Annotated in this window: 27 protein-coding genes; 14 read left to right on the top strand and 13 right to left on the bottom strand. The window is 56.8% G+C overall.

The window, feature by feature from the left end; translation table 11 throughout:
- Positions 1-7: 7 nt before the first annotated feature.
- From AC07OC_RS12940 to AC07OC_RS12930, 3 genes are read left to right on the top strand one after another with little or no spacing between them, the layout of a single operon-like run.
- Complete coding sequence (locus AC07OC_RS12940) at positions 8-334, top strand: hypothetical protein (RefSeq protein ID WP_494601380.1); 327 nt, start codon at positions 8-10, stop codon at positions 332-334.
- On the top strand, positions 334-1,557 hold the full coding sequence (locus AC07OC_RS12935; RefSeq protein WP_494601378.1) for a PfkB family carbohydrate kinase: 1,224 nt from the start codon (positions 334-336) through the stop codon (positions 1,555-1,557). Before AC07OC_RS12940 ends, AC07OC_RS12935 begins: the two co-directional genes overlap by 1 nt.
- Positions 1,554-2,150 (top strand): 7-cyano-7-deazaguanine synthase, encoded by a 597-nt coding sequence (locus AC07OC_RS12930; protein WP_494601376.1) that lies wholly within the window; start codon positions 1,554-1,556, stop codon positions 2,148-2,150. Before AC07OC_RS12935 ends, AC07OC_RS12930 begins: the two co-directional genes overlap by 4 nt.
- Positions 2,151-2,754: 604 nt before the next feature.
- Here the strand turns inward: AC07OC_RS12930 and AC07OC_RS12925 are convergent.
- The 4 genes from AC07OC_RS12925 to xseA all read right to left on the bottom strand — a co-directional run bounded on the left by AC07OC_RS12925 (position 2,755) and on the right by xseA (position 6,423).
- On the bottom strand, positions 2,755-3,591 hold the full coding sequence (locus AC07OC_RS12925; RefSeq protein WP_494601374.1) for an 8-oxoguanine DNA glycosylase: 837 nt from the start codon (positions 3,589-3,591) through the stop codon (positions 2,755-2,757).
- Positions 3,591-4,271, bottom strand: coding sequence for a DNA adenine methylase (locus AC07OC_RS12920; protein ID WP_494601372.1), 681 nt, complete (start codon positions 4,269-4,271; stop codon positions 3,591-3,593). Before AC07OC_RS12920 ends, AC07OC_RS12925 begins: the two co-directional genes overlap by 1 nt.
- Positions 4,272-4,432: 161 nt before the next feature.
- Positions 4,433-4,702 carry an exodeoxyribonuclease VII small subunit gene (gene xseB / locus AC07OC_RS12915; protein ID WP_494601370.1) on the bottom strand — a complete coding sequence of 90 codons (270 nt, stop codon included), beginning with the start codon at positions 4,700-4,702 and terminating at the stop codon, positions 4,433-4,435.
- Positions 4,699-6,423, bottom strand: coding sequence for an exodeoxyribonuclease VII large subunit (gene xseA / locus AC07OC_RS12910; RefSeq protein WP_494601368.1), 1,725 nt, complete (start codon positions 6,421-6,423; stop codon positions 4,699-4,701). The genes xseB and xseA overlap by 4 nt, the downstream gene beginning before the upstream one ends.
- A gap of 407 nt (positions 6,424-6,830) precedes the next feature.
- On the opposite strand from xseA, the gene AC07OC_RS12905 reads away from it, so the two are divergent.
- The 6 genes from AC07OC_RS12905 (at position 6,831) to AC07OC_RS12880 (ending at position 9,740) form a co-directional block, all read left to right on the top strand.
- Entirely contained in the window at positions 6,831-6,977 is a 147-nt protein-coding gene (locus tag AC07OC_RS12905) for a hypothetical protein (protein WP_494601366.1), read from the top strand.
- Between the two features lie 67 nt (positions 6,978-7,044).
- Positions 7,045-7,272, top strand: coding sequence for an antitoxin Xre/MbcA/ParS toxin-binding domain-containing protein (locus AC07OC_RS12900; RefSeq protein ID WP_494601364.1), 228 nt, complete (start codon positions 7,045-7,047; stop codon positions 7,270-7,272).
- 83 nt (positions 7,273-7,355) lie between these two features.
- Positions 7,356-7,940, top strand: coding sequence for an HAD domain-containing protein (locus tag AC07OC_RS12895; RefSeq protein WP_494601362.1), 585 nt, complete (start codon positions 7,356-7,358; stop codon positions 7,938-7,940).
- A 400-nt stretch (positions 7,941-8,340) separates the two neighbouring features.
- Complete coding sequence (locus AC07OC_RS12890; protein WP_494601441.1) at positions 8,341-8,640, top strand: hypothetical protein; 300 nt, start codon at positions 8,341-8,343, stop codon at positions 8,638-8,640.
- 21 nt (positions 8,641-8,661) lie between these two features.
- Complete coding sequence (locus AC07OC_RS12885; RefSeq protein ID WP_494601360.1) at positions 8,662-9,138, top strand: hypothetical protein; 477 nt, start codon at positions 8,662-8,664, stop codon at positions 9,136-9,138.
- 14 nt (positions 9,139-9,152) lie between these two features.
- Positions 9,153-9,740 carry an RES family NAD+ phosphorylase gene (locus AC07OC_RS12880; protein WP_494601358.1) on the top strand — a complete coding sequence of 196 codons (588 nt, stop codon included), beginning with the start codon at positions 9,153-9,155 and terminating at the stop codon, positions 9,738-9,740.
- A 70-nt stretch (positions 9,741-9,810) separates the two neighbouring features.
- Here AC07OC_RS12880 and AC07OC_RS12875 read toward each other — a convergent pair whose 3' ends face one another.
- The 3 genes from AC07OC_RS12875 to AC07OC_RS12865 are packed head-to-tail and all read right to left on the bottom strand — an operon-like array spanning position 9,811 to position 12,352.
- Positions 9,811-10,311 carry an SLATT domain-containing protein gene (locus AC07OC_RS12875; RefSeq protein WP_494601356.1) on the bottom strand — a complete coding sequence of 167 codons (501 nt, stop codon included), beginning with the start codon at positions 10,309-10,311 and terminating at the stop codon, positions 9,811-9,813.
- A gap of 5 nt (positions 10,312-10,316) precedes the next feature.
- Complete coding sequence (locus tag AC07OC_RS12870) at positions 10,317-11,300, bottom strand: GTP pyrophosphokinase (RefSeq protein WP_494601354.1); 984 nt, start codon at positions 11,298-11,300, stop codon at positions 10,317-10,319.
- Positions 11,297-12,352, bottom strand: coding sequence for a nucleoid-associated protein (locus AC07OC_RS12865; protein WP_494601352.1), 1,056 nt, complete (start codon positions 12,350-12,352; stop codon positions 11,297-11,299). Before AC07OC_RS12865 ends, AC07OC_RS12870 begins: the two co-directional genes overlap by 4 nt.
- A 347-nt stretch (positions 12,353-12,699) precedes the next feature.
- On the opposite strand from AC07OC_RS12865, the gene AC07OC_RS12860 reads away from it, so the two are divergent.
- Positions 12,700-12,936 (top strand): MbcA/ParS/Xre antitoxin family protein, encoded by a 237-nt coding sequence (locus tag AC07OC_RS12860; RefSeq protein WP_494601350.1) that lies wholly within the window; start codon positions 12,700-12,702, stop codon positions 12,934-12,936.
- 41 nt (positions 12,937-12,977) lie between these two features.
- Here AC07OC_RS12860 and AC07OC_RS12855 read toward each other — a convergent pair whose 3' ends face one another.
- From AC07OC_RS12855 to AC07OC_RS12830, 6 genes are all read right to left on the bottom strand, one after another.
- Positions 12,978-13,439, bottom strand: a complete 462-nt coding sequence (locus tag AC07OC_RS12855; protein ID WP_494601348.1) for a helix-turn-helix domain-containing protein — start codon at positions 13,437-13,439, stop codon at positions 12,978-12,980.
- A 146-nt stretch (positions 13,440-13,585) separates the two neighbouring features.
- A complete protein-coding gene (locus AC07OC_RS12850) occupies positions 13,586-13,897 on the bottom strand; it encodes an HU family DNA-binding protein (protein WP_487255534.1) in 312 nt (103 codons plus the stop codon).
- 70 nt (positions 13,898-13,967) lie between these two features.
- Positions 13,968-14,771, bottom strand: coding sequence for a DNA/RNA non-specific endonuclease (locus tag AC07OC_RS12845; RefSeq protein WP_494601346.1), 804 nt, complete (start codon positions 14,769-14,771; stop codon positions 13,968-13,970).
- A 163-nt stretch (positions 14,772-14,934) separates the two neighbouring features.
- Entirely contained in the window at positions 14,935-16,137 is a 1,203-nt protein-coding gene (locus AC07OC_RS12840) for an HNH endonuclease (protein WP_494601344.1), read from the bottom strand.
- Between the two features lie 10 nt (positions 16,138-16,147).
- The gene (locus AC07OC_RS12835; protein ID WP_494601342.1) at positions 16,148-16,675 is read right to left on the bottom strand and encodes a hypothetical protein; all 528 of its coding nucleotides are present in this window, start codon (positions 16,673-16,675) and stop codon (positions 16,148-16,150) included.
- Positions 16,676-16,800: 125 nt separating this feature from the next.
- Positions 16,801-17,682, bottom strand: coding sequence for a DUF72 domain-containing protein (locus AC07OC_RS12830; protein ID WP_494601340.1), 882 nt, complete (start codon positions 17,680-17,682; stop codon positions 16,801-16,803).
- Between the two features lie 130 nt (positions 17,683-17,812).
- Between AC07OC_RS12830 and AC07OC_RS12825 the strand changes: the two genes are divergently transcribed.
- The 4 genes from AC07OC_RS12825 (at position 17,813) to AC07OC_RS12810 (ending at position 19,249) form a co-directional block, all read left to right on the top strand.
- Entirely contained in the window at positions 17,813-18,121 is a 309-nt protein-coding gene (locus tag AC07OC_RS12825) for a hypothetical protein (RefSeq protein WP_099729482.1), read from the top strand.
- 26 nt (positions 18,122-18,147) lie between these two features.
- Positions 18,148-18,369, top strand: a complete 222-nt coding sequence (locus AC07OC_RS12820; RefSeq protein ID WP_494601338.1) for a hypothetical protein — start codon at positions 18,148-18,150, stop codon at positions 18,367-18,369.
- 63 nt (positions 18,370-18,432) lie between these two features.
- Positions 18,433-18,798, top strand: coding sequence for a hypothetical protein (locus AC07OC_RS12815; RefSeq protein ID WP_494601336.1), 366 nt, complete (start codon positions 18,433-18,435; stop codon positions 18,796-18,798).
- Between the two features lie 121 nt (positions 18,799-18,919).
- The gene (locus AC07OC_RS12810; RefSeq protein ID WP_494601334.1) at positions 18,920-19,249 is read left to right on the top strand and encodes a helix-turn-helix domain-containing protein; all 330 of its coding nucleotides are present in this window, start codon (positions 18,920-18,922) and stop codon (positions 19,247-19,249) included.
- The last annotated feature ends 139 nt before the right edge of the window (positions 19,250-19,388 follow it).

Raw genomic sequence — 19,388 nt, 5'->3', positions numbered from 1 at the left:
GGTGTACATGTCTGGCTCTAGCGGTGGTGGTGGTGGCGCGGTGGCTGATGACCAAATTGCTTGCGATTTGCTGCGATTTGAAACCCGGATTACTTCCCCCAATGCGGCGGTCCTCGCGACGCTCAATGTGGGAATGCAGCTGAGCGTTCAAATTGCTACGGGATCAGCTGCTCAGGAAATACAGGTGGTGACCCAAACAGGCCAGATCGTCGGTGGCCTGTTGCACAACCGGGTACAGCGCCTACGTGAGTGTCTCTTGGCTGGCACACACTACAAAGCCACAGTGCGGTTGATCAACAATGGTCAAGTGAACGTATTCGTGGAGCCCATCTGATGGCAATTCATGTGGTCGGTGGCTTCTACGAAGAACGATGTACACGGCCAGCATGGGATGAAACTTTCGGCTCAGGCGGTCGAGCTGCAGCCGCTATCGCCACGTGTGCCACGGAAGTTGTCTTTCATACCTATACCAGCCCTAAGTCGCAGAGCTACTTGGAAATGGTCGCAGCGGCATACAAGCTGAGTGTCCACACAAAGACCATTCAACGAACAGTCGCGTTCTCATATCTGCACGATCTGGCAGATCCACGCATCTCCAATGTTCCCTCCTCGGATGCCAAGGAGCCGCCGCTACAGATCCAACAAGACAAGGTCGTGCGCTTTGGCATGCTAGAAGGCGACGCGGTCGTACACGCACAGTGGGCTGTTTATGACCCTCAAAACCAAGGTGCCCCAGTTGCATTTAGTGCCAACGGCTCGACAGCAAAGCACCTTGCCCTTGTTCTCAACAGTTGGGAAGCCAGGCAAATGGCTGAACTCCCGCAAGGTGATGCGCAAGCCTGTGCTCACAAGATTGCGCAGGAGCAGCACGCCGAAGTTGTGATCATCAAGCAGGGCGCAAACGGTGCACTTGTCTGGGCGAATGGAAACGCCTGCCAAGTGCCCGCCTACCGCACCAATAACGTCTGGAAGATTGGCTCGGGCGACTGCTTCGTTGCCTATTTTGCGCAAGCTTGGATGGAGCAAAAACTCCCTCCCGCCATCGCTGCCGACTTCGCGTCTCGCGCCACCGCCTACTACGTCGACACCAAGGGGTTCGCCACCTTTGCGGCGCTAGAGGCATCGCATTACCCCCCCATCCGCACCGCGAGCAGCTCGTTGCCCATCACACCAAAAAAGGTGTATCTGGCTGGACCTTTCTTCCACCTCGCGCAGATCTGGTTGATCGAAGAGGCCCGAATGCTGTTGCAGACAACTGGCCTGCACGTCCTTTCGCCCTTCCACGATATCGGACTGGGTACGGCAGCGGACGTCGTACCCCTGGACATCCAGGCGATCAAGGACTGCGACCTGGTTTTTGCAGCCGTGGATGGTCTGGATCCTGGAACAGTGTTCGAAATCGGATATGCGCGCAGCTTGAACAAGCCTGTCGTAATCTACAGCGAGGTCCAGGTCGGCGCCGAGAGCCTCAAGATGATGGAGGGCACGGGCTGCGAAATTTACGGCAATTTCACCACTGCAATTTATGCAGCACTCTGGAGGTCCGTCGAGTCATGAAAACGGCGTTGTTATTGTCCGGAGGCATGGACTCTCTAGCGGTCGCCTGGTGGAAGCGGCCAGACGTAGCAATCACAATCGACTACGGGCAGAAGGCGGCAGAGGCAGAGAAAAGGGCTTCTGCCGCTGTGTGCGCTCAACTGGGAATCGAGCATCACATCCTGCACATCGACTGCAGCTCCCTTGGCTCGGGCGACATGGCGAACTCCGCGCCAGATGCCGCAGCGCCAGCCAGCGACTGGTGGCCCTACCGCAACCAGATGCTGCTCACCTTCGCCGCGATGAAGTGCATCAGCCTCGGGGTGAAGAAGCTGCTAATCGGTACGGTTCGCTCTGATGGAACTCACGTGGATGGAACATGCGAGTTCATCGACGCTATGGATCAGCTGCTGGGCATGCAAGAAGGCGGGCTACAGGTTGAGGCTCCCGCCATTGGATTGTCGACCGCAGAACTGATCCGCCAATCGGCTTTGCCTTCCGAGATGCTTGCTTGGGCGCACAGTTGCCACAAAGCAAATACTCCGTGCTGGAACTGTCGTGGGTGCAACAAGTATCGGGAGACCTATGACGAGGTCAATGCCTACGTGGCTTGATCTAGGCAATCCACGGCCCAAAGAGCGGCCTACGGCCTACACGCCCATCGAATGGAGCGGTCAGCGTATTGCACTACCGAGCAAAGGTTCATCACGCGCCCCTCACCTTGCAGCGCTGCTTGCGTCCAGGCGTTCGCGCCGAGATTTCGCTGGACCTGCCACTCTTGACGATTTGGCGGCGATGCTGGAGCTTTGCTGCCGAACGCGGGAGCTGCAAGCCAGCGATTTGGGCTTCGATCTGGAGTTTCGCCCCCATCCTGCGGCTGGAGCAATCCACAGCGTTCACACCTTGGTTCAGCGCCAGAGCGCCGAGGATTGGATGTACTACGATGCCCAAGCCCACCAGCTAGTCTCCCTGCCAGGTACAGCCTCTGCTGCCAACGTGGCCCGTAGCGCAGCTGATGAGCTTGTACCGACAACTAACGCATCCCTGATTGCCTTGGTAGCGGAGCCTAACAAGGTAGCTGCGAAGTACGAAAGTCCGGGCAGTCTTATATGGCGCGACGTCGGCGTGCTGCTCGGCTACTTCAGTATCTGCGCAGAGGCGCTAGCCCTCTCGTTTTGCCCGCTGGGAATCTCTGGATCACCCATCCTGGACCTAGAGCTAGATAAGCAAGGACGCTTGTGCGGGGTCGGCATGGCGCTGCTTGGCCACCCGTCCGCTGCTTGACCTAGCGCTATTAGGTGGCAGCTTATGTCCTAGCATCACTTGCGTAGACAACGGCGACCGGGCCATCTCATACCAAATCACCGCGTCCAACTCGGAGGCGCGGACACCCATTCGCTGACTGAATGCCAAGAACAGTTCTTCAAGGGCGAAGTAATGGCGCTCGACCGTCAAAGTCTTTGGGAACAAACCAATTGCCACGCCTACTCGCAGGATGTGAATGTCCAAGATAGCAACATCGTCGGCGCGTAGCCAGTTGCGAGCTATCCAAGAGGCTGTTTTTGGCCCAATCCCGTTGAAGTCTAGTAACCAATCGCGCAGAGCCCTGCCGGACTGTAGCGGAGCATCTCCCACCGACACCCTCTTGAGCGCCTCGCTGACGTAGCGGGCCTTTTGCTTGGCAAAGCGATAGCGTACGGCTCGCCCTCCGACCTCCAATGGCTTTTCGAGAAGCGCCAACAGTTCCTCTTCGGTCGGAGCTTGAGCCAGCACACCGCGTGTTCGCAAAAGCTCAAACGCAGCAAGACCAACAGCAGCTGGAATGCCGTGACCTCCCAGCAGGCAGGCAGCAACCTCCTCTGCAAGGGTATGGCCGAGCTTGTATTCCGGCGGTCCTCCGAGGACGCGCTTGGACATCACTTGGTATGCCCAATAAGCTGGCGTGGGAAAGCCCTCCACGCGGCCCCAGGGAACGCCAGGCAACAGCAACTCAGCTGGAGGCGGGAGTTCAAGCTGCATGACCCCCACGGGCCCCAAGATCGCGGCAGTTTGCATCACGCCACCTCCCTTGATTGAAACGAGAACTCTTCGCTCATCCATTGCATGAACGCCGTACGTTCCGCCGCATCCATGGCCACCACTTTAGACTGCAAGCGCTGCAATCGACGCTTTGTACTCTGGCGCTCTCGGAAGTTTTCTCCAAGATAGCGCGCATCATGTAGTTCGGTGGGTGGCTCGTAGTTGAACCATAGGCATTCCACGCGAATACCTTTGTGCGACGCAGCCTCAAACTTTTTGCAGTTCCAGCCAGCAAGCATCTCATCGTAAAGAGGGTGTGCATAGCCGGAAATCAGTACCTTGCACGGCAGGCTCGTGAGCAGCTTGAGCAGCTCTGCATGGTCTTGCTCGCTGTAATCGTGGCGGTAGACCCGTGGCTGCCGTCGGGTAGCAGGGTGGTATGGGGGATCGCAGTACACCAGCTCACAACCAGTGAATGCATAGCTACGCAAAAAATCTTCAGCCTTACCGTGCACCAGCTCTGCGGGCACCTGCGGCGAACACTGCCATGCCGCAACTACGCGTTCATCCAATTCAATGGCAATGCTGCGTTGTGCGGGCTTTTTGTTGCGTAGAACAGCCCCCCCTCCCAGATGCGTCTCGATGTAGACGGTGTGCGGGGGCATGAGATTGACGACGTGCTGGAATGTGCGGCCTTTGCCACCTGGATACTGCATTCAACAGATCATCGTCAGATCTGACGATGAAGTCAAGCATCCTGGCGCTGGGGCGCATCCCATCAGAGATCAGTCGACATGGGTACAACTTAGATCTCCTTCAGCACATGCGTCAGGCCTTCCTAAGCGTCTGAAGTGGGACAGGCGGCCAGGGGCAGGAGTCAGAACGGGATATCGTCTGGGTCCTCGGTTTGACTTTGGCTCTCGGGCGCAGCTATCGCCGCTGCTGCGGAAGGATCTACGGCCCCACCCAGCGCCTTTTCTAACGCCTTTTCCACAGCGTCAATTCGCGTCTGGCAAACCTTGTAGGCTGCCACGGATTCTTCGACGATGCTCAGCAGATCATCAATGTTGGGCTCGGTCTGTTTGCGTAGGGTTTGGGCATGCCGCTGCAGTATCCCGTACGACTCTTTGAAAGTTTTGTTGCTCATGGCTTGCTGTCCTTGGTGAGCTCTGCGGCCCTGGTCCCGTCTCTGAACTGGATAGTGATTTGGGTCTCTGCGCTGCCTGCGCTGGTAATTGCCTTGCCGGAAGCATTGCGTATCAGCGCGAAGCCTCGTCCCAGTGTTTTGTCAGGCCCTTGCCCGGCGATCTCGCGCATCAGTGCCCGGGTATCTGCTCTAGCGTCCGCAACAACCGTCCGAGCTTGGACGGTGAGGTCTTCGAAAGAGCGCTCGGTGTTGTCTTTGAGGTATCGCACATCGGCCGATGCCCGGTCTAATACAAAGTCCTTATGTGTGAGAACGTGGTTCCTGGCGCCCTGCAGTGTTTGCTTGGCCTCGACCCGGATCTCGGACAGAAGAGCTGGAATCTCGGTGCGCGCGGTACTCACTTGCTGGGTTGCCAGACGGCGCACATCGTAGAACTCAGCAGCAGTCCGCTCAGCCGCCGTGTGAAGGGCCTGAACCGCACCCATTCGGGTCAGGGTCAATAGCTCCGATGTCCGCTGACGGCTGCGAGCAATCTCCTGACGTGCACCTGCTTCAATGCCTACGAAATATTCAGCCACGGCGCGCTGGGCACCGCCGACTCTACGGCTGACCTCCCGACTGACCTCCGCGTACAGGCTCTTCACTTCGTGGACCCGCTGCAGAATCAATCGCTCAATGCCGGCGATCACCTTGGAGGGAGTATCAAAACGGATGTTGGCTACCTCATCCAACACAGTGTTGTCGCGCTCATGGCCAATACCTGTCAGTACGGGCACTTCCGTCTCACAGACGGCACGCACCAAGGCATAGTCGTTAAGCCAAGCCATATCATTGATGGCTCCGCCACCCCGGATGATGGCTACGGCATCTGGGAGATCGCCAGCCTCTCGCATGCGTCCCAGAGCGCCCAGCAGTTCCGCCCGGATCTGGGCCGCTGCGCCATCCCCTTGGAAGCGGCTATGCACATAGACGAACCGGCAAATGCCCTGGTCTTCCAGCCTTTGCGCCTCTGCCTGGAAATCCCCCAGTCCAGCACCTCCTTCCGGCGCCACAACCAAGACCAGCCTGTAGTCCCACGGGGATGGCAATTGCCGGTTAAGTTCGAACAGCCCTTCGCGTTGAAGCCTCTCCCGGATGTCGCGCTTGCGGGCCTCGAGATCACCGAGGGTGTAATCAGGGTCAATCGCGTCAACTTCCAAGCTGAAGCCGTACTGAGGTTTAAAAACCGGTCGCGCCCGCACCAGCAATTTGATTCCTGGCCCGACTTGCGCGCCAGTGGCCGCCGCGAACTGAGGCAGTAGCCAGCTTGCTGTGCTGGACCACACTACTGCGGTTGCCTTGGCGGTCATCACCCCGGAAGAATCCCGCTCAGAAACCTCCAAGTAAACGTGGCCACCGCGAACACGCGTATCGACCACTTCCACAAGGACCCAGACACCAGCCTTAAAGGCCAGGGCTACGGCCGCAGAGACTCCTTGCAACAGTTGGGACAGCGGGAGCCCGCGCTGGCTCGTCGGGGCCAAGGCAGCGGCTGGCATAGGCGCCACAAGTGAAGTGACTGAAGCAGAGGCCGCATCTGCAACTGGCAGCCACTGGGCAAATGGAGCCAGCTCTCGCCCCTCCGGGACATACCACTGGCGCCGGGTTGGGTCCCAGCGTGCGCCCAGGGCTTTGACCCGGTCCTTATCCGCAAACGACGAAACGAGGTAGGTGCCACTCATTGCGCAGGGGTCGCAGGAGGCGGTGCATCATTCGCCCCACGGCGCCAGGTATGCAAATCAGAGAACTCTCGCCCACACCCCGAGCAGACCAGCCGATCGGTATAGCTCATTGCCCCAGCCTCATCGCGCTCAATCAACGGGCGATAGCTGGTCGCACTGCAGAGGCCGCAGCGGTTCATGGGTAGGAGCTGATCGGGGGGCATGACGATTTGGCGGCGGCCAGAATTTTGGGTAAGCTGGGGCGAAACACAGTCAGTGAGATGGAAAGCTTTGAGCAGGTAACGACGCCTAGCGCTCGCGGTTGAGATCGACTTAGACACTGATCTCGGGCTTGTACCGCCTCCCTTTGCTTACGAATTTTATTGGCGTGGGGGATGCTGTTAGCTCCAGCATAAAGAGTTAGCCCGATGCAAGACAAGAACTGTCAGGAAATCGTGGATGGTGAATATGCGCAATCCAATTCTTTCGACCACGGAGCCCATTACCGCGCACAGTGTGACGAGAGCAATGACAACTGCCTATTCGCGCTGCCGCTGCCGGAGACCCAAAGCTGACGCTTAATCCTAGGGATTGCATCGTCATCGCTGCGGGCTGGTCTACTGCCATTCCACGGACTACACCATGGCTCTTGAAGACGACATCAATACTCTCACCGTGCTCGTACAGAGAATGGTCAATGAAGCGGGAGAACCACGCGGCTTTGACGCACGGTCTTGGCTTGACCATTGGCTCATAGGGGAGGTTCGCGCATTGGGCAATCGGAGGCCTCTTGATGTGCTGTTTGAGCCCAATGGCCTGGATGTGGTGAGCAGCTTTCTCTTGCGCGCTCAGTCTGGTGCTTTCTCGTAGCTTTCATTGGAAATTGCTGAGTTCGCTCCGGCCATGCCGTCGTCCACGCAGACCTAGTAGCGCCAAGCAGAATCCCCACGGCAATGCCTTTAGGCCAGAATTCCCCGTATCTTCCGGCATCCACTCCGCGCAGTGCCGACGTCGTTCTGTACCTGGATCTTGACGGTGTTGTCCACCACGAAAAAGTGCTTTGGCATCCCCGCAAGGGTATCTACATGAGCCCGTACGAGGCGGCTGGGCATTCTCTTTTCGAATGGGTTCCTATCCTGGAGTCATTGCTCGAACCCTACCCAACAGTCGCATTGGTACTCAGCAGCACCTGGTGCATCCGGCCCGGATACAGCGCGACCCTCAAACGCCTTCCGGCCTCCTTGCGTGTTCGGTTCATTGGTGGGACGTACCACAGGCGTGTGCATGGTGTGGACCCCTGGAACCTGTCCATGTTTCGCACCACCCCCCGGGGGGTGCAAGTTCAAGAAGACGCTCAGCGGCGAAAACCCCGGCAGTGGATAGCTCTCGATGACGACCTGGAGGGTTGGCCCGATTCCTGTCGGCAAAACCTCGTGGCATGTGAGGGAACGGCGGGCTTGTCCAGCCCAGATGTCCAACAGGAACTGAGCAAGAAGTTGCACTGCTGCTTTGTGGCTTTGTCGGCCAAACCCTCATAGTTTCTAGAAACAACCAACTGACTGGGGAAGAAGCCCTTTGACAGTAGATTTCCGATCAGCACACTGCAAGCAAAACTGTCCTGCAGCGTGACGAGTTTGTCGTCGGCGGAGAGCGGACCCACGGCAAGCACCATCAAGCCGACGTGCGGTTTGGACGCTTGCGCACAGCGGAGCGGCAGCTATTCGGTGCATATCTACAAATGGCAGTATCGCTTCTCAAGGACTGTCTCCCTACTGCACGAGTTGTGGTGGCACCTTGTCATAGGAACGCGTAGCGTAAGGCTCAACGGGTCGCCCCGGGCGCGGACGAGATGACTGTTTTCGCTCGTCGCCGTTGTATCAACGCAAGCACCATGAGACAATCGAACTTTACGAAACATACCAACTAATCAAAATTATCATGATTGTGTTGAAGGCAACCCAAGACAAGGTCCTCGCGGTCTTGCAATCTGTCGCTGGCATCGTGGAACGCCGCCACACGCTCCCGATCTTGGCCAATGTGCTTATTCATCGGTCACCCCATTTCAACGTTATGGAGCTGGAAATGTGTCCGGCTGCTGTCGAAGTACCGGTTCGCCATAGCGCGGAGGTATTCACCTTGTTCTCCCGTCCCGCTGCCAAGCTCAAGCAGGCTCTTGTCCTCAACTTGCCCCGCACTTCCTATTTCAGCAGCAAGGTCAACGGCCGCAACGCGCCATAAGGCGCCATTGATGAAGTCCTCATGAAAACAGCCTCGACAACATCAACCTCATCGACTCGCCACCGCACAAACAACACCCCAAGCGCAGTTGCACATCCGTCGCCCTACGCGTCTGCTGCTCAGACCAAGGCCTTGCTGGCTGGCAGCCTGGCCGCCCGGATGGCTCGCTTGGAAGCCAATGACATGCTCAGCACCGATATGGCTGCCGATCTAGTGGGTACCACTCGAGTGACGATCAATGCGTGGATCGCCAAAGGGCGGGCTATCGGATTGACCCAAACTCGGCGTGGTTTCAAGTTGCCCAATTGGCAATTTGAACCCGCTCTATGGGATGCCGTGCCCAAGCTTTCAAAAGCCCTGGGCACCAATGAGGGCTGGGCACTGCTCGCCTTCTTGGAGACGCCATCGGGCGCTCTGGGTGGCCTGACACCGCGTCAGGCAATCGAGCAAGGCCATCTGACACGTGTTGTTGAAGTGGCGGGTGCTGAGGGCTATTGACCCTTTTTCGCCCCATGAAACTCGCAGATCTTCAGTACATCCCTCACTTTGATCTTCAGGCCCCTCAGCTTCTTTTTCGTGTTCAGCACTCCATCGCGCGTGCGGGTACGGTGAAAATTGGGACACGGCTACTACTGCTGCCACCATCAAATCTGCTTTCGGGGCGTTTTGACATTGCCGGCGAGCCAGTTGCCTACTTTGCAGAACGGCCTGAAACCGCCATTTACGAGGCCATCTGCCGTCGTGAAGCCATCGGAGTTTCATACGCTCTTATGGCAAAACGCTCCCTGCTCAGCGTACAAGCTACCGGTCAACTCTCCTTGCTTGACTTGCGTCCGCATGTTTCGAGCTGGCCGGTACTTCATTCCCTGCGCTTTGGCCAAACTCAAGCCCTGGCGGCGGAAGCTCATGCAGCTGGCTTCTCTGGCATTGTTTACAAGTCGGCCCAGCAGCATGACAAAGACTGTTTCGCACTATGGGGGCACGCTCTCGCGACACTGCGCAGGATGTCTCTTCAAAGCTTAGTTGAGTCAGGATCGGGCAATCTGCACGTCGCCTTGGCAACGGCTTTGAATGGGTCGCGGTTGCCGCTATTGCCGTAGATGCGGGCGGGGCGCCAGCGCGACTTTCACTGACCTTCTTGGCTGTACCCTACAGGAGGGCGGCAGCACGCTAGATGCGATCGTCACCCTGCTTGGCCTCGTGCGAGAAAACGGGAGCATCGACGTTAGGCGCCTCTTCTGCCAACTTATCTAGCTTTTCCCGGACGGCGGCCAGCTCGCTGGAGCTGACTTGGCCCTGAGCATGGAGCGATTCCAGTTCGCGTCGAATAGACCCAAACTTAGCTCCAACAGTTCTGTGTTTCTCTGACCTCTCCGAAAACTTGAAGAAGGTCTGCAGGCTAGAAAGCACCGTGGCTGCGATGCTGAACAATCCTGCAATCACCTTGGCGTACAGCGGAACTGTTTGAGAGAGGATGGACGCGAATGCCGAGGCACCCACGAATGCGGTGATTACGATGACTGGAACGCCGAAAGCGCGTCCATAGTTCCCCAATCTATTGGAAGCGCGATAGTGTGCGAACTGCGACTCCCTTGCACGCCTTAGCCAAGCGACGACTAGTTCAGCTTGGGTGGCAGGTGGAGAATATCGGGTGGTATCAGGGGTTGCCATAATATTTATTCATATGAATAGCCTAAATCTGCGCATACGAGCTTCAGTCCTGGCAAAAGAGATTCGTCTGGCCAGGAGCGCTTTGTTTCGATAAAGTGCTTATCAACAAGCCAATATGTGAGAACACAGCCTGCGCTACTGAACAGCTTGTCATCAAGCCTGCCCTTTATTCGCGATCGAACGGCGTCAGAATCTACAGCATCTCCAACGTGGCTCATCCCTACGTTTTCCAAGAGATGGCGAAATCTATCAAACACAACTGCACATACAACATCGACTGGTAATGGGCTACGCTGAGCGGCCACTCCATATACCCCGGCAAGATATTCCAACCATTTATTGCGGTCCTCCGATATTTCTTCGAGTTGCTTTGCTGTTTCGCTGAATATTGAATCTGTCGACTCCATTAACGCCATCGATCTAGCTACCAGACGTTTTGCGCTCTGCGGGATTGAACGAAAGTTCTTATAAATTTTGTCGTGGCACAACTCCGCGTAAGCATGTTGCATGATCGTGCGAATTTGTATTTCGCACTTCACATCATCGGAAAGAACATGCCCTCCGATAGTAGCACCTCTACTTCCGCTAATCACTAGGTGAATCGACTGGTAGTCGAAGACATCGGGATCGTCGTCCACTTCATACTCAAAATGCCGCGTGCGAATAGCACTCCAGCCGGAATGATTTTTAATAATATCTTCCACGATCTGCAGTTCATCACGGAGTAATACAACAAACCTAGCCGCTACCAGATCATGCATTTCCTTTGATGATTCTAAAGAGTCCCAGCGATCGAACTTCCTGAGTGCAGATTCTTCAGTTTTTAGGCGATATTGAGGCTCGATCTTAAAGAAGCCGTGGTAGCGCTGCGGGCCAATTTCTGCCTTGACCATCTCAGAGATTAACTTCACAGATTCACGCGCCCACAGCTCAAGTAGAGATGCGTCATCACGCATTTCCGCAAGAAATTGGTCGCGCGAGATCTTCACTCTTGACTCTCTACTGTTCCACTGATTTTCACGACTGTGGAGCCATCAGAAGATGGCTCGATCGAAACAAGAGATATTTGATCAGCTGGTGTACTGATCATCACCCCGGTGGTGAAAACAATTTTTCTCCGGCGCTTCAATCTGGTCTTGATGTACTCGGTATCTTTGGTAATAGCATGCTTGCTGATGTTCGCCTTATCCATAAACACGATATACTGACTCTGCAGCGCAGGGTCAAAATGATCGTCGGAGAACCCCTTCACGCTGATCGTTTTTTTGTTACTTCGTAGTTCAGCACGTAAAGCTTCGCCAAGCGCTATTTTCTTGGCTGTTGGGATATTCTGTGCCTGCACGAATTCATTAGTCTTCTCAAAAAACTCCCTTGTTCGATGTCGGTCGGAGGAAGCGACGTCGGCTCCAAGAAATTCCGAATAAAAGTAGAAGGCCGCGCCGCGCGTCTCCGTGCCTGTCATTAGATGGTCGAACAGATGAACCGCGAAATGCTCAGGCGCCGCCTTCGTGCCTAGACTGTTCGTTTTCTGAACAAAGCCGATTTTGTAGAGCTTCTGGCTTTCCGCAAAGAAAATATCCGTCAAGTAGTCCACGACGGTCTTCCCCTTGTTTGACTTTTCGGTAAGCCCGTCCTGCAGTTCCGATTTGACAACCGCAGAAAATGGAAACTGGCTTTTCGATGTATGGCCTGATATAACTATTAACTTGCTTGCAGACAGGTTTTTTGATTGCTGAGATCTTGTCAAGTCTCCCGCCACGATGGCGGAACTCGCGATGAACTGAGCATCATTCCCTTCCATCATGTCCACTGCATTGGCGAAGAAGCTTTGCGCTCCGGTGTTGTGAAACTGAGCTTGAATGCCGTGCGAGTGGTGCCCGAGTGCTTGACTGATCCGTTTCGCGAACATGTCCAGGCCTGGCTTGGGCAGCGTAACAAGCGACGTTGCGCAAGTTGGTGCCACGAACGACTTGTCGTCCGCTCGCGGGGGGATGTGGTGGACGATGATGCGTTCGATTGACAAAAGCGTGAGGTCAATCATCAGGTGCGTACTCCTTGGCATTTATGATACTGTATACATGTACAGTATTATTGTTACAAATTACTTCGGCAAGGATGTTACTGGCCGGATCACAAACCGCATAGCGCCGTTTTGCCAATCGTCCTAGCCGCGTCATCCGTGACCGCTCATCTGCAGGGCGAACTGCTCGGCCCAGGCGGCTTGAGAGACACGCGGCGGCTTTGCTTGCTCTGAATGCTGGGGGCGGAGCAACTACCATGCGCGCGTTAGCTATCACGCGCATGGTAGGCAAACACGCGGGTCGAAATCTTTATACCGAGGATCAGCCTCAGGGTTGCGAGTGTGGGGGCACGAGACCAGAATGCAGCATGGCCCGCCCCAACGACGCCCGCCCCCCACAAGTTCTGACGGACCTGGTCCAGCAGATCGTGGTGGAATCGGGCACCCCCGAAGGCTTCAACGCCGAGGCTTGGCTGCAGGAGTGGCTAACGGCGCCACTCCCCGCCTTCGGAAACCGCCGTCCGTGGGATGTCCTGCAAGAACCCGAAGGGCTGGCGTTGGTCCAAGCAACGCTTCTGCAAATCCAGAAAGGCAGCTTCGCCTAGATCCTGATTGACGGTCCACAGCGCATACAGCGCAGCTGGACTCAGGCCTGTGCAGCCTGGCGCATCTTCTTTGCGGCCTTGGCTGGCCCCATGTTTACCAGTCCCTCAATCTTCGCCAGCTGTTTGGTCCGGGGCTGGGCCTGCCCCTTCTCCCACCGCGAGTACGTGAGTGGAGAGACGGCCAGCAACGCAGCCATCTGAAGTTGCGTCGCTTCCAGTGCTTGGCGCATTTGGGTCAGCATCTCCGGGGCGAACACGAATTCCTCGCGCGCGGCGCGTTTCGAAAATTTCGGTGGATCAGCTGGAGCAGCAACGCCCACAACTTTGGTTTGGCGTTGTGCTGTCTTGAGCTGCGAAGTGAGACTCTTCACTTCTCGTTTCAGTACCGCGATCTCGGAACGGTGGCTGGTGATCGCCTTGCGCATGCCCTGAAGTTCAGGTTTGAGCTCCTTGCGCGCCATGCGAACAACTTCAGCGCGAAAGGCATTAGAAAACGTATTCATAGGCCCAATGGTAACTTTGACGCCTTATCGCGCACTTAGGAGGGACGCACCGCCGTATCGCACACCTTCTTCGTCCCCAAAAAACAAAACCGCCAAAGGCCCAAACCCACGGCGGCTTGTTTCGGTGGCGACCGAGAAAGTTTGACTTACTTCCCAGCCTTGTCCGCCTTGCGCTTGGCAGCCTTGGGATCCACCACCGCCTTGAACTTCGCGCCCGCCACAAACTTCGGCACCGTGCTTGCAGGGATCTTCAGGGCAGCACCGGTCGATGGATTATTGCCCGTGCGAGCTGCACGCTTGGCCGACTTGAAGGTGCCAAAGCCCACCAGTTGCACGGCGTCACCTTTCTTCACGGCCGTCTGGATGGTGTCGATCAGCGTTTCCAGCACTGCATTGGCTGCGGTCTTGGACAGGTCATTCTTGGAAGCCAGGATTTCAACGAGTTCTGCGCGGTTCATGGATGCTCACGTGTAGAGGTTGGAAAGGACCGATTTATAACGTCACCGCTGACACGGCCCTTGCTGCGACTCAATGCTGCAGTGCACTTTTTGGCAGAAACTCCACGCCCGTGCGTTTGACCAGCTCCTGGTAGCTGATCGGCCGCCCCACCGTCTCCCCCTCGCGGTTCTCCTGCCAATGCGCCCAGGCCTTGTTGGTCGTGGCGTCATACACGAGCTTGTACAGATAGGTCGGTACCTTCACTCCGTTGGCCCCAATGCGTGGCCCCGCATCCGTGAACACTGGCCCGGTGATCACAAACACATCTTCCTTGGCCCGCTTCACATAGTGCCGCGTGTCCTGCTCGATCTTGTTCCAGGCGCCCCCGTTGTGCTGGGCATTTTGGGGGACCATGTTCGCCAAACTGAAGCTCTGGGCCATGGAAGTGGGTGTGGCCATATCTCCCGCTGGCGCCATGTGGCCTCGGGAGTAACCTGAGTTCTTGTAGTCCTCCAGCTCCGCCCGCTCCCCACTGGGCAAGCGCGCGTCCGCGAAGAACCGCTTGGCCCGTTTCTCGTTGGCCCCTTCCAGCATCTGTCGATTCAGCCGTTGGGCTACGAACACTGGCGTCTTGGTGGTACCGGAGTGCAGCACCGCAAAGGCCTCATAGCAAAGCTCACGCAATTGCGGACGGGGTGTGATGGCCGGTGGTATGCCATTCGCAAAGAACTGCGGGCACTGCGCAAAGGAGGTGGGCTCGGGTGTGAGCAGCGCCGCACTGTCGAAATGCGGAAACCGCGCCCAGGAGAGATTCGGGAGAGCAACGCCGGCAAGAGACAAAGCCAGCACAGCTGCCAGGTGCACACGGCCTGGCCAAGAGAACAAACGATTCACAGAAGGAGCAATCGGGTCGAACAAAACGGAGCCCGATTGGAGCACCGTTCATCTCTCGCTTTAGGCCCGAATGCTCGGAATCCGCAGGGTTTTACAGCTGCTTGCAGAGATGGGGTCCCGCAAACAGAAATCGCTCCCGAAAGGTGACTCTCAAAGCCAAGACTCAATGTCCAAGCGGCAATTTCACCGTGGCTAGTTGAACTCCGTCAAGGTAACCATAGTGACTCGATATTCGCGCATCAATCTCGACAACGCCCTCGTCAGTGATGCGCAGCAGGCCTCGGTCGTAGAGCGTATGAAGGTCTCTGCGCAACAACAGCCCGTCACTTGCTCTGTTGTGTCCCAGCCGCCAATCACGCCCCAACAGATGGGCTGCCTCAAGCGCTTCAGGGACAGTGCACCCGCTGATGAGGCAACGACCTCTGCATGACTCGAAAACTGCGAGGCGAAATTCTGCCTGCTGCGGGCGCACCTCTACCTGAGCAAATCGAGCCGCACGCTGCTTTAGGTCATTGGGAAGCAGGCTGCCCTTCTCGCTCTCCGCTGGTGAATTCGATAGCTTTGCAGATTCCTGTTGCTCCTGGCGCGCCCCCCAGTACGCATAACAACGTTTCCGCTCAAGGGCATCGTCATCGATGTGGAACTCATCGAAGAGACCCTGTGAGCATCTTCCAGTGTGTTTATCGACGATTAGCGCCGTAATGATGGGTTCACCTGCAGCCTTGCAGTCATTGCCGAGACGACTCATGGCATTACGTAGCGGGTAGAACGTCAACCCGAAACGATTCATGACGTCCGCGTAGGTGACCGTCTCTTTCGCTTGGCACACTTCAGTAAGCCAAGCGCGAATAGCGGGCAGCTTCTGCTTATAGCTATCAGTCGAGAGTCCAGTGCGTTGCGCATCGTCGACGGGAAAAATACCGTCAGCTGCCGCCACCCGGTGAGTCGCGATGTTGCGCGCCAGCGATCCCACCTCAACCAATCCACTTACCTGCGCGACGATGGCCCCATCGTCTCGCAACGAGAGCCGCTCTACAGAAAACACCGCATCCTCGCGATAGTCTTTGATTTCTCTTGGGTGTTCGTCCGCATCTTTCACAGTCGCTATGACCACGTAGGCGGCTATGCCGCCCGCCCATAGTTCCTTGAGTTGCACAATCCTTTCATCAAGACCATAAGAATCAGATACAAGGTACCGCTCTGGCTCTCGAAGAACGGTCACTGTTTTGTGTTTGAAGGAGTACTCGTCATCCCACGCCCGAAGGAGTAACGCGGTCCCGTCCACATTTCTAGCGCCCCAGGACCAACGAATATTCTTGAGCGGAAAGCCCAAGTCCGCAAAGAACTGACTGATTGGTTTTGACATTCTTCTCTCGTCAGCGTCCGAGAAGCTCCCGAGCCTCCACCAGTACCAAGCCGCGCCAGCCAGGAATGTTCGGGTCAACCCCAAACTTTTGACGCACTATTGCCTTAGCCTCTCGCTCGACGCTGGCAATCTCCGCAGGTGTGGGTGGTCGATTGCTCTCTGCCTCCAACCGACGCCGTTGAGCCGCCTCTTGCTCTGCGCGTTCTCTATGCTGCTGCTCCGAGTGCAATTGGCTCTGTTCAATCAGCGCCCGCTGTTCAGCTTCGAATTGCGCGATAAGCCGCTCAGTGTTTTCTACCAGCATGAGACGCTCTTCGGCCGTAAGTTCTCGGCCACCTCCGCCACCGTACTGAGGCGCTTTGCCCACGATTTCACCGAACAGCTTATCGAAGCAGTCTGATCCGTACACGCTAAGGTCGCCCGTGGCACTGCGCACGATATGGATGCGTCGAAACACGCTATGACCACAGCCGTCTGCTTGGCAGATGACACGATCTGCTTTGTCCACTTCAACTATTGCAAGCAATTGAACACTCATCGGGATCTGCGGACCTTTGTTAATTTCATGCCAGTGGAATTATTCCGATCAACTGAGGAGTGTCCACAAAAATCAAGGCAACCCAGGTGGGCGTCACGCAACCCAATGAATCTTTGAACGCCCGCTCAACCCCTCCTTAGTGCCTCCAAAAACTCCCGCGCATTGAGCTGGCTCTTGTCCTCCATGCAGTTGTTGAACACCGCATGCGGATACCGCACCGACCGCGCAATCGGGCTGTACCGCAGGGCCAGGCCCTGCAACTCTTCGGAGGTGTACGCATAGTCAAACCGCTCTGCAGCTGACTTCGCAGGCATTCCATACGCCATCTCATTGCGCCCATGGAGCCTGAGCAGGGCATGGTCGGGATGGGTGGTCTCCCAGATCGCAGGAACACTGTGGGGCGTGCCCTGCGGTCCATCCACGATGGTGTGGACCAGCCCCAGGTTCCTGAGTAGGCCCAAGGTGTCTGCGGTCACCGCATCGTTCTCCCACCAGCTCGGATGCCGGAACTCGATACTCAAGGTGTGACCGGGAAGATGCTCCACGCAGTGCTCGATGTGGGCCATGGCCACTGGGTGGCGCACCACCTTCGGCGAGAACTGGAAGTGCACCAGACCCAGCTTGCCGTTGATCTGCAAGGGCACCAGGCAGGCCACAAAGCGCTTCCACAACTCCTCCCGAAACTCCGCCGCCATGTCCTTGTAGACCATGCGCCGCCCAGGCCCCAACGCCTCCTTGATGTCCTTGGGCAAGACATCCGTGCTGGTCCACTGTCCAGTGAACAGGCTGAAGGCCTTCACGTTGAACACAAACCCAGGCGGGGTGCGGTCAGCCCAGTGCTGGGCGATGGTGACTGCTGGAATGGCGTAGTAGCTGGTATCCACCTCCACCAGGTTGAACTGCGAGGCGTAAAAGCGCAGCCGCGCTTCGGGTGCCTTGGCCGTGGGTGGATAGAACTTGCCGCAGTCGAGCAAGGTCTTGTCCGACCAGGAGGCGGTCCCGACCAAGGGATTGAAACCAGGACTGTGGGGGGGAAAGAGTGCTCCATGGGGAGGCCTCCTTGGGTTCATCCTACATGCGCATTTGCGGCAAAAGCTGTATATTTATCCAGTATTCAACCACAGGAGAAGCAGCGCCATGCAAGTCATCGAATCCACCTATGTTGTCACCCTGCGCGACTACCCCGAAGAGATCCCTGCCAAGGAGCGGATTGCCGCAGAAACCCGGTATGCCAAGGCCTTGGAGAAGCAGCTCGGCGGCCCCGAACAGGTTGCTGCCGCCCTGGACACCATGCACAGCCTGGAAGAGTCGCCACCTGAGGTGGTGTCGCCCGGCGATCTCACTTTGCTCAAGGCCTGGGGCAAGGCCAGTGCGGCGGCCAAGCAGGCAGGGTTCCGGGATCTGGGCGAAGGAGATGGGGCGTACTTTGAAGTGCGGCTGGTGTGAGGGTGAAGGTCCACTGAGGACACGCCATGCCGATCGACGCGCACTGGAACTACCCGACTCTACTGTGTACGACACCGGGCGGAGCTGATGGTGTGTTCCCGACGGAGACCGTGCTGCCGCTGGAGCCCGAGGCGTATGCGGTCACGCAGGAGAGTGAGATCTGGCGGGTGACGGTGAAACACTCGGGAGAGGTGCTGTACGCGGGGCCTGGGCCTGTGGTGTTGGTGGAGTCGCCTGCGCCGTTTTGAAGCAATTCGATTGCACCGCACCGGCTACCGGTTGTATGGTGCAACAGCCAGCAAGGAGTCGATATGTCGATAGACCGTGCCAACTATCCCGGGGTGCCGGAAGACTTTCCGGTGGCTGCAGTACCGTCTGCGGTTGCGGGTGCTCAGCCCAAGATGAACCTGGTTGAGGAAGGTGGGAAGTTCTATGCCCCGGGCACGTCGCCTGGCGAGGTCATGGCGGCCTTCCAGATGTGTGACGATCTGGTCTCGCAGATGGTGCCGTACTGCCAGAGAAAACTCGCCACCTACGAAGGCAACCAGGAGGCGACGGTCAAAGCCGCGCTGAAGGGCCTGCTGGCCAAGCGGTGGTGTACCGATGCGCAGTGTGTGTGGATCATGCGCAGGGTGGTGGATGAGCTGCAGTGGACCGTGGGTGAAGCCATTCCATAATGAAAACTCCACTGGAATTCAACACATCGTCCATACAGGCCTTGTTGGGAGCGCATGGCGGAAACACCCCCCATGTCGTCGGAACCTGCGCTTTGGATCTGTAGACACCAAGGACTCAGAAATGACAGACGCAGTTGAAGTTGGAAGCACCAATATATATGCCGACCTTGGATACCCAGACGCTGAGGCGTTGCAGCGAAAGGCTTCGTTGGCGTCACATATCGCTTGCACGATCAAGGCGCGACATTTGACCCATGAGGCAGCTGCAGAGTTACTTGGGATGGATCAAGCAGACATCGTGAAGATTATTCGTGGGCAGTTCCGCGGCACGAGTGAAGCAAAGATGCTTGAATGGATTGCGATGCTCGGCCACGATGTGGCGATCCTGGTGACCAAAACAATCCGGCAACGGCCGGGGAAGATTGCGCTGGAGTTCCGCTGCTCTTCCTGAACACCAAGCTCACAAGATCAGTGGTTTTCGATAGAAGCGGCAATCATCAGGGCCGCGTTCTTCAGCATCCAGCTGTCGACGCTTGGGCACGTTGACAATGCCTTTCACGTCATCGGCGTTCTCATTTTTTTATGCGCAC

Source organism: Acidovorax sp. GW821-FHT10E04 (assembly GCF_059415185.1).
The sequence above is the reverse complement of the archived record's forward strand: the minus strand, read 5'-3'. Positions and strand labels throughout refer to the sequence as shown.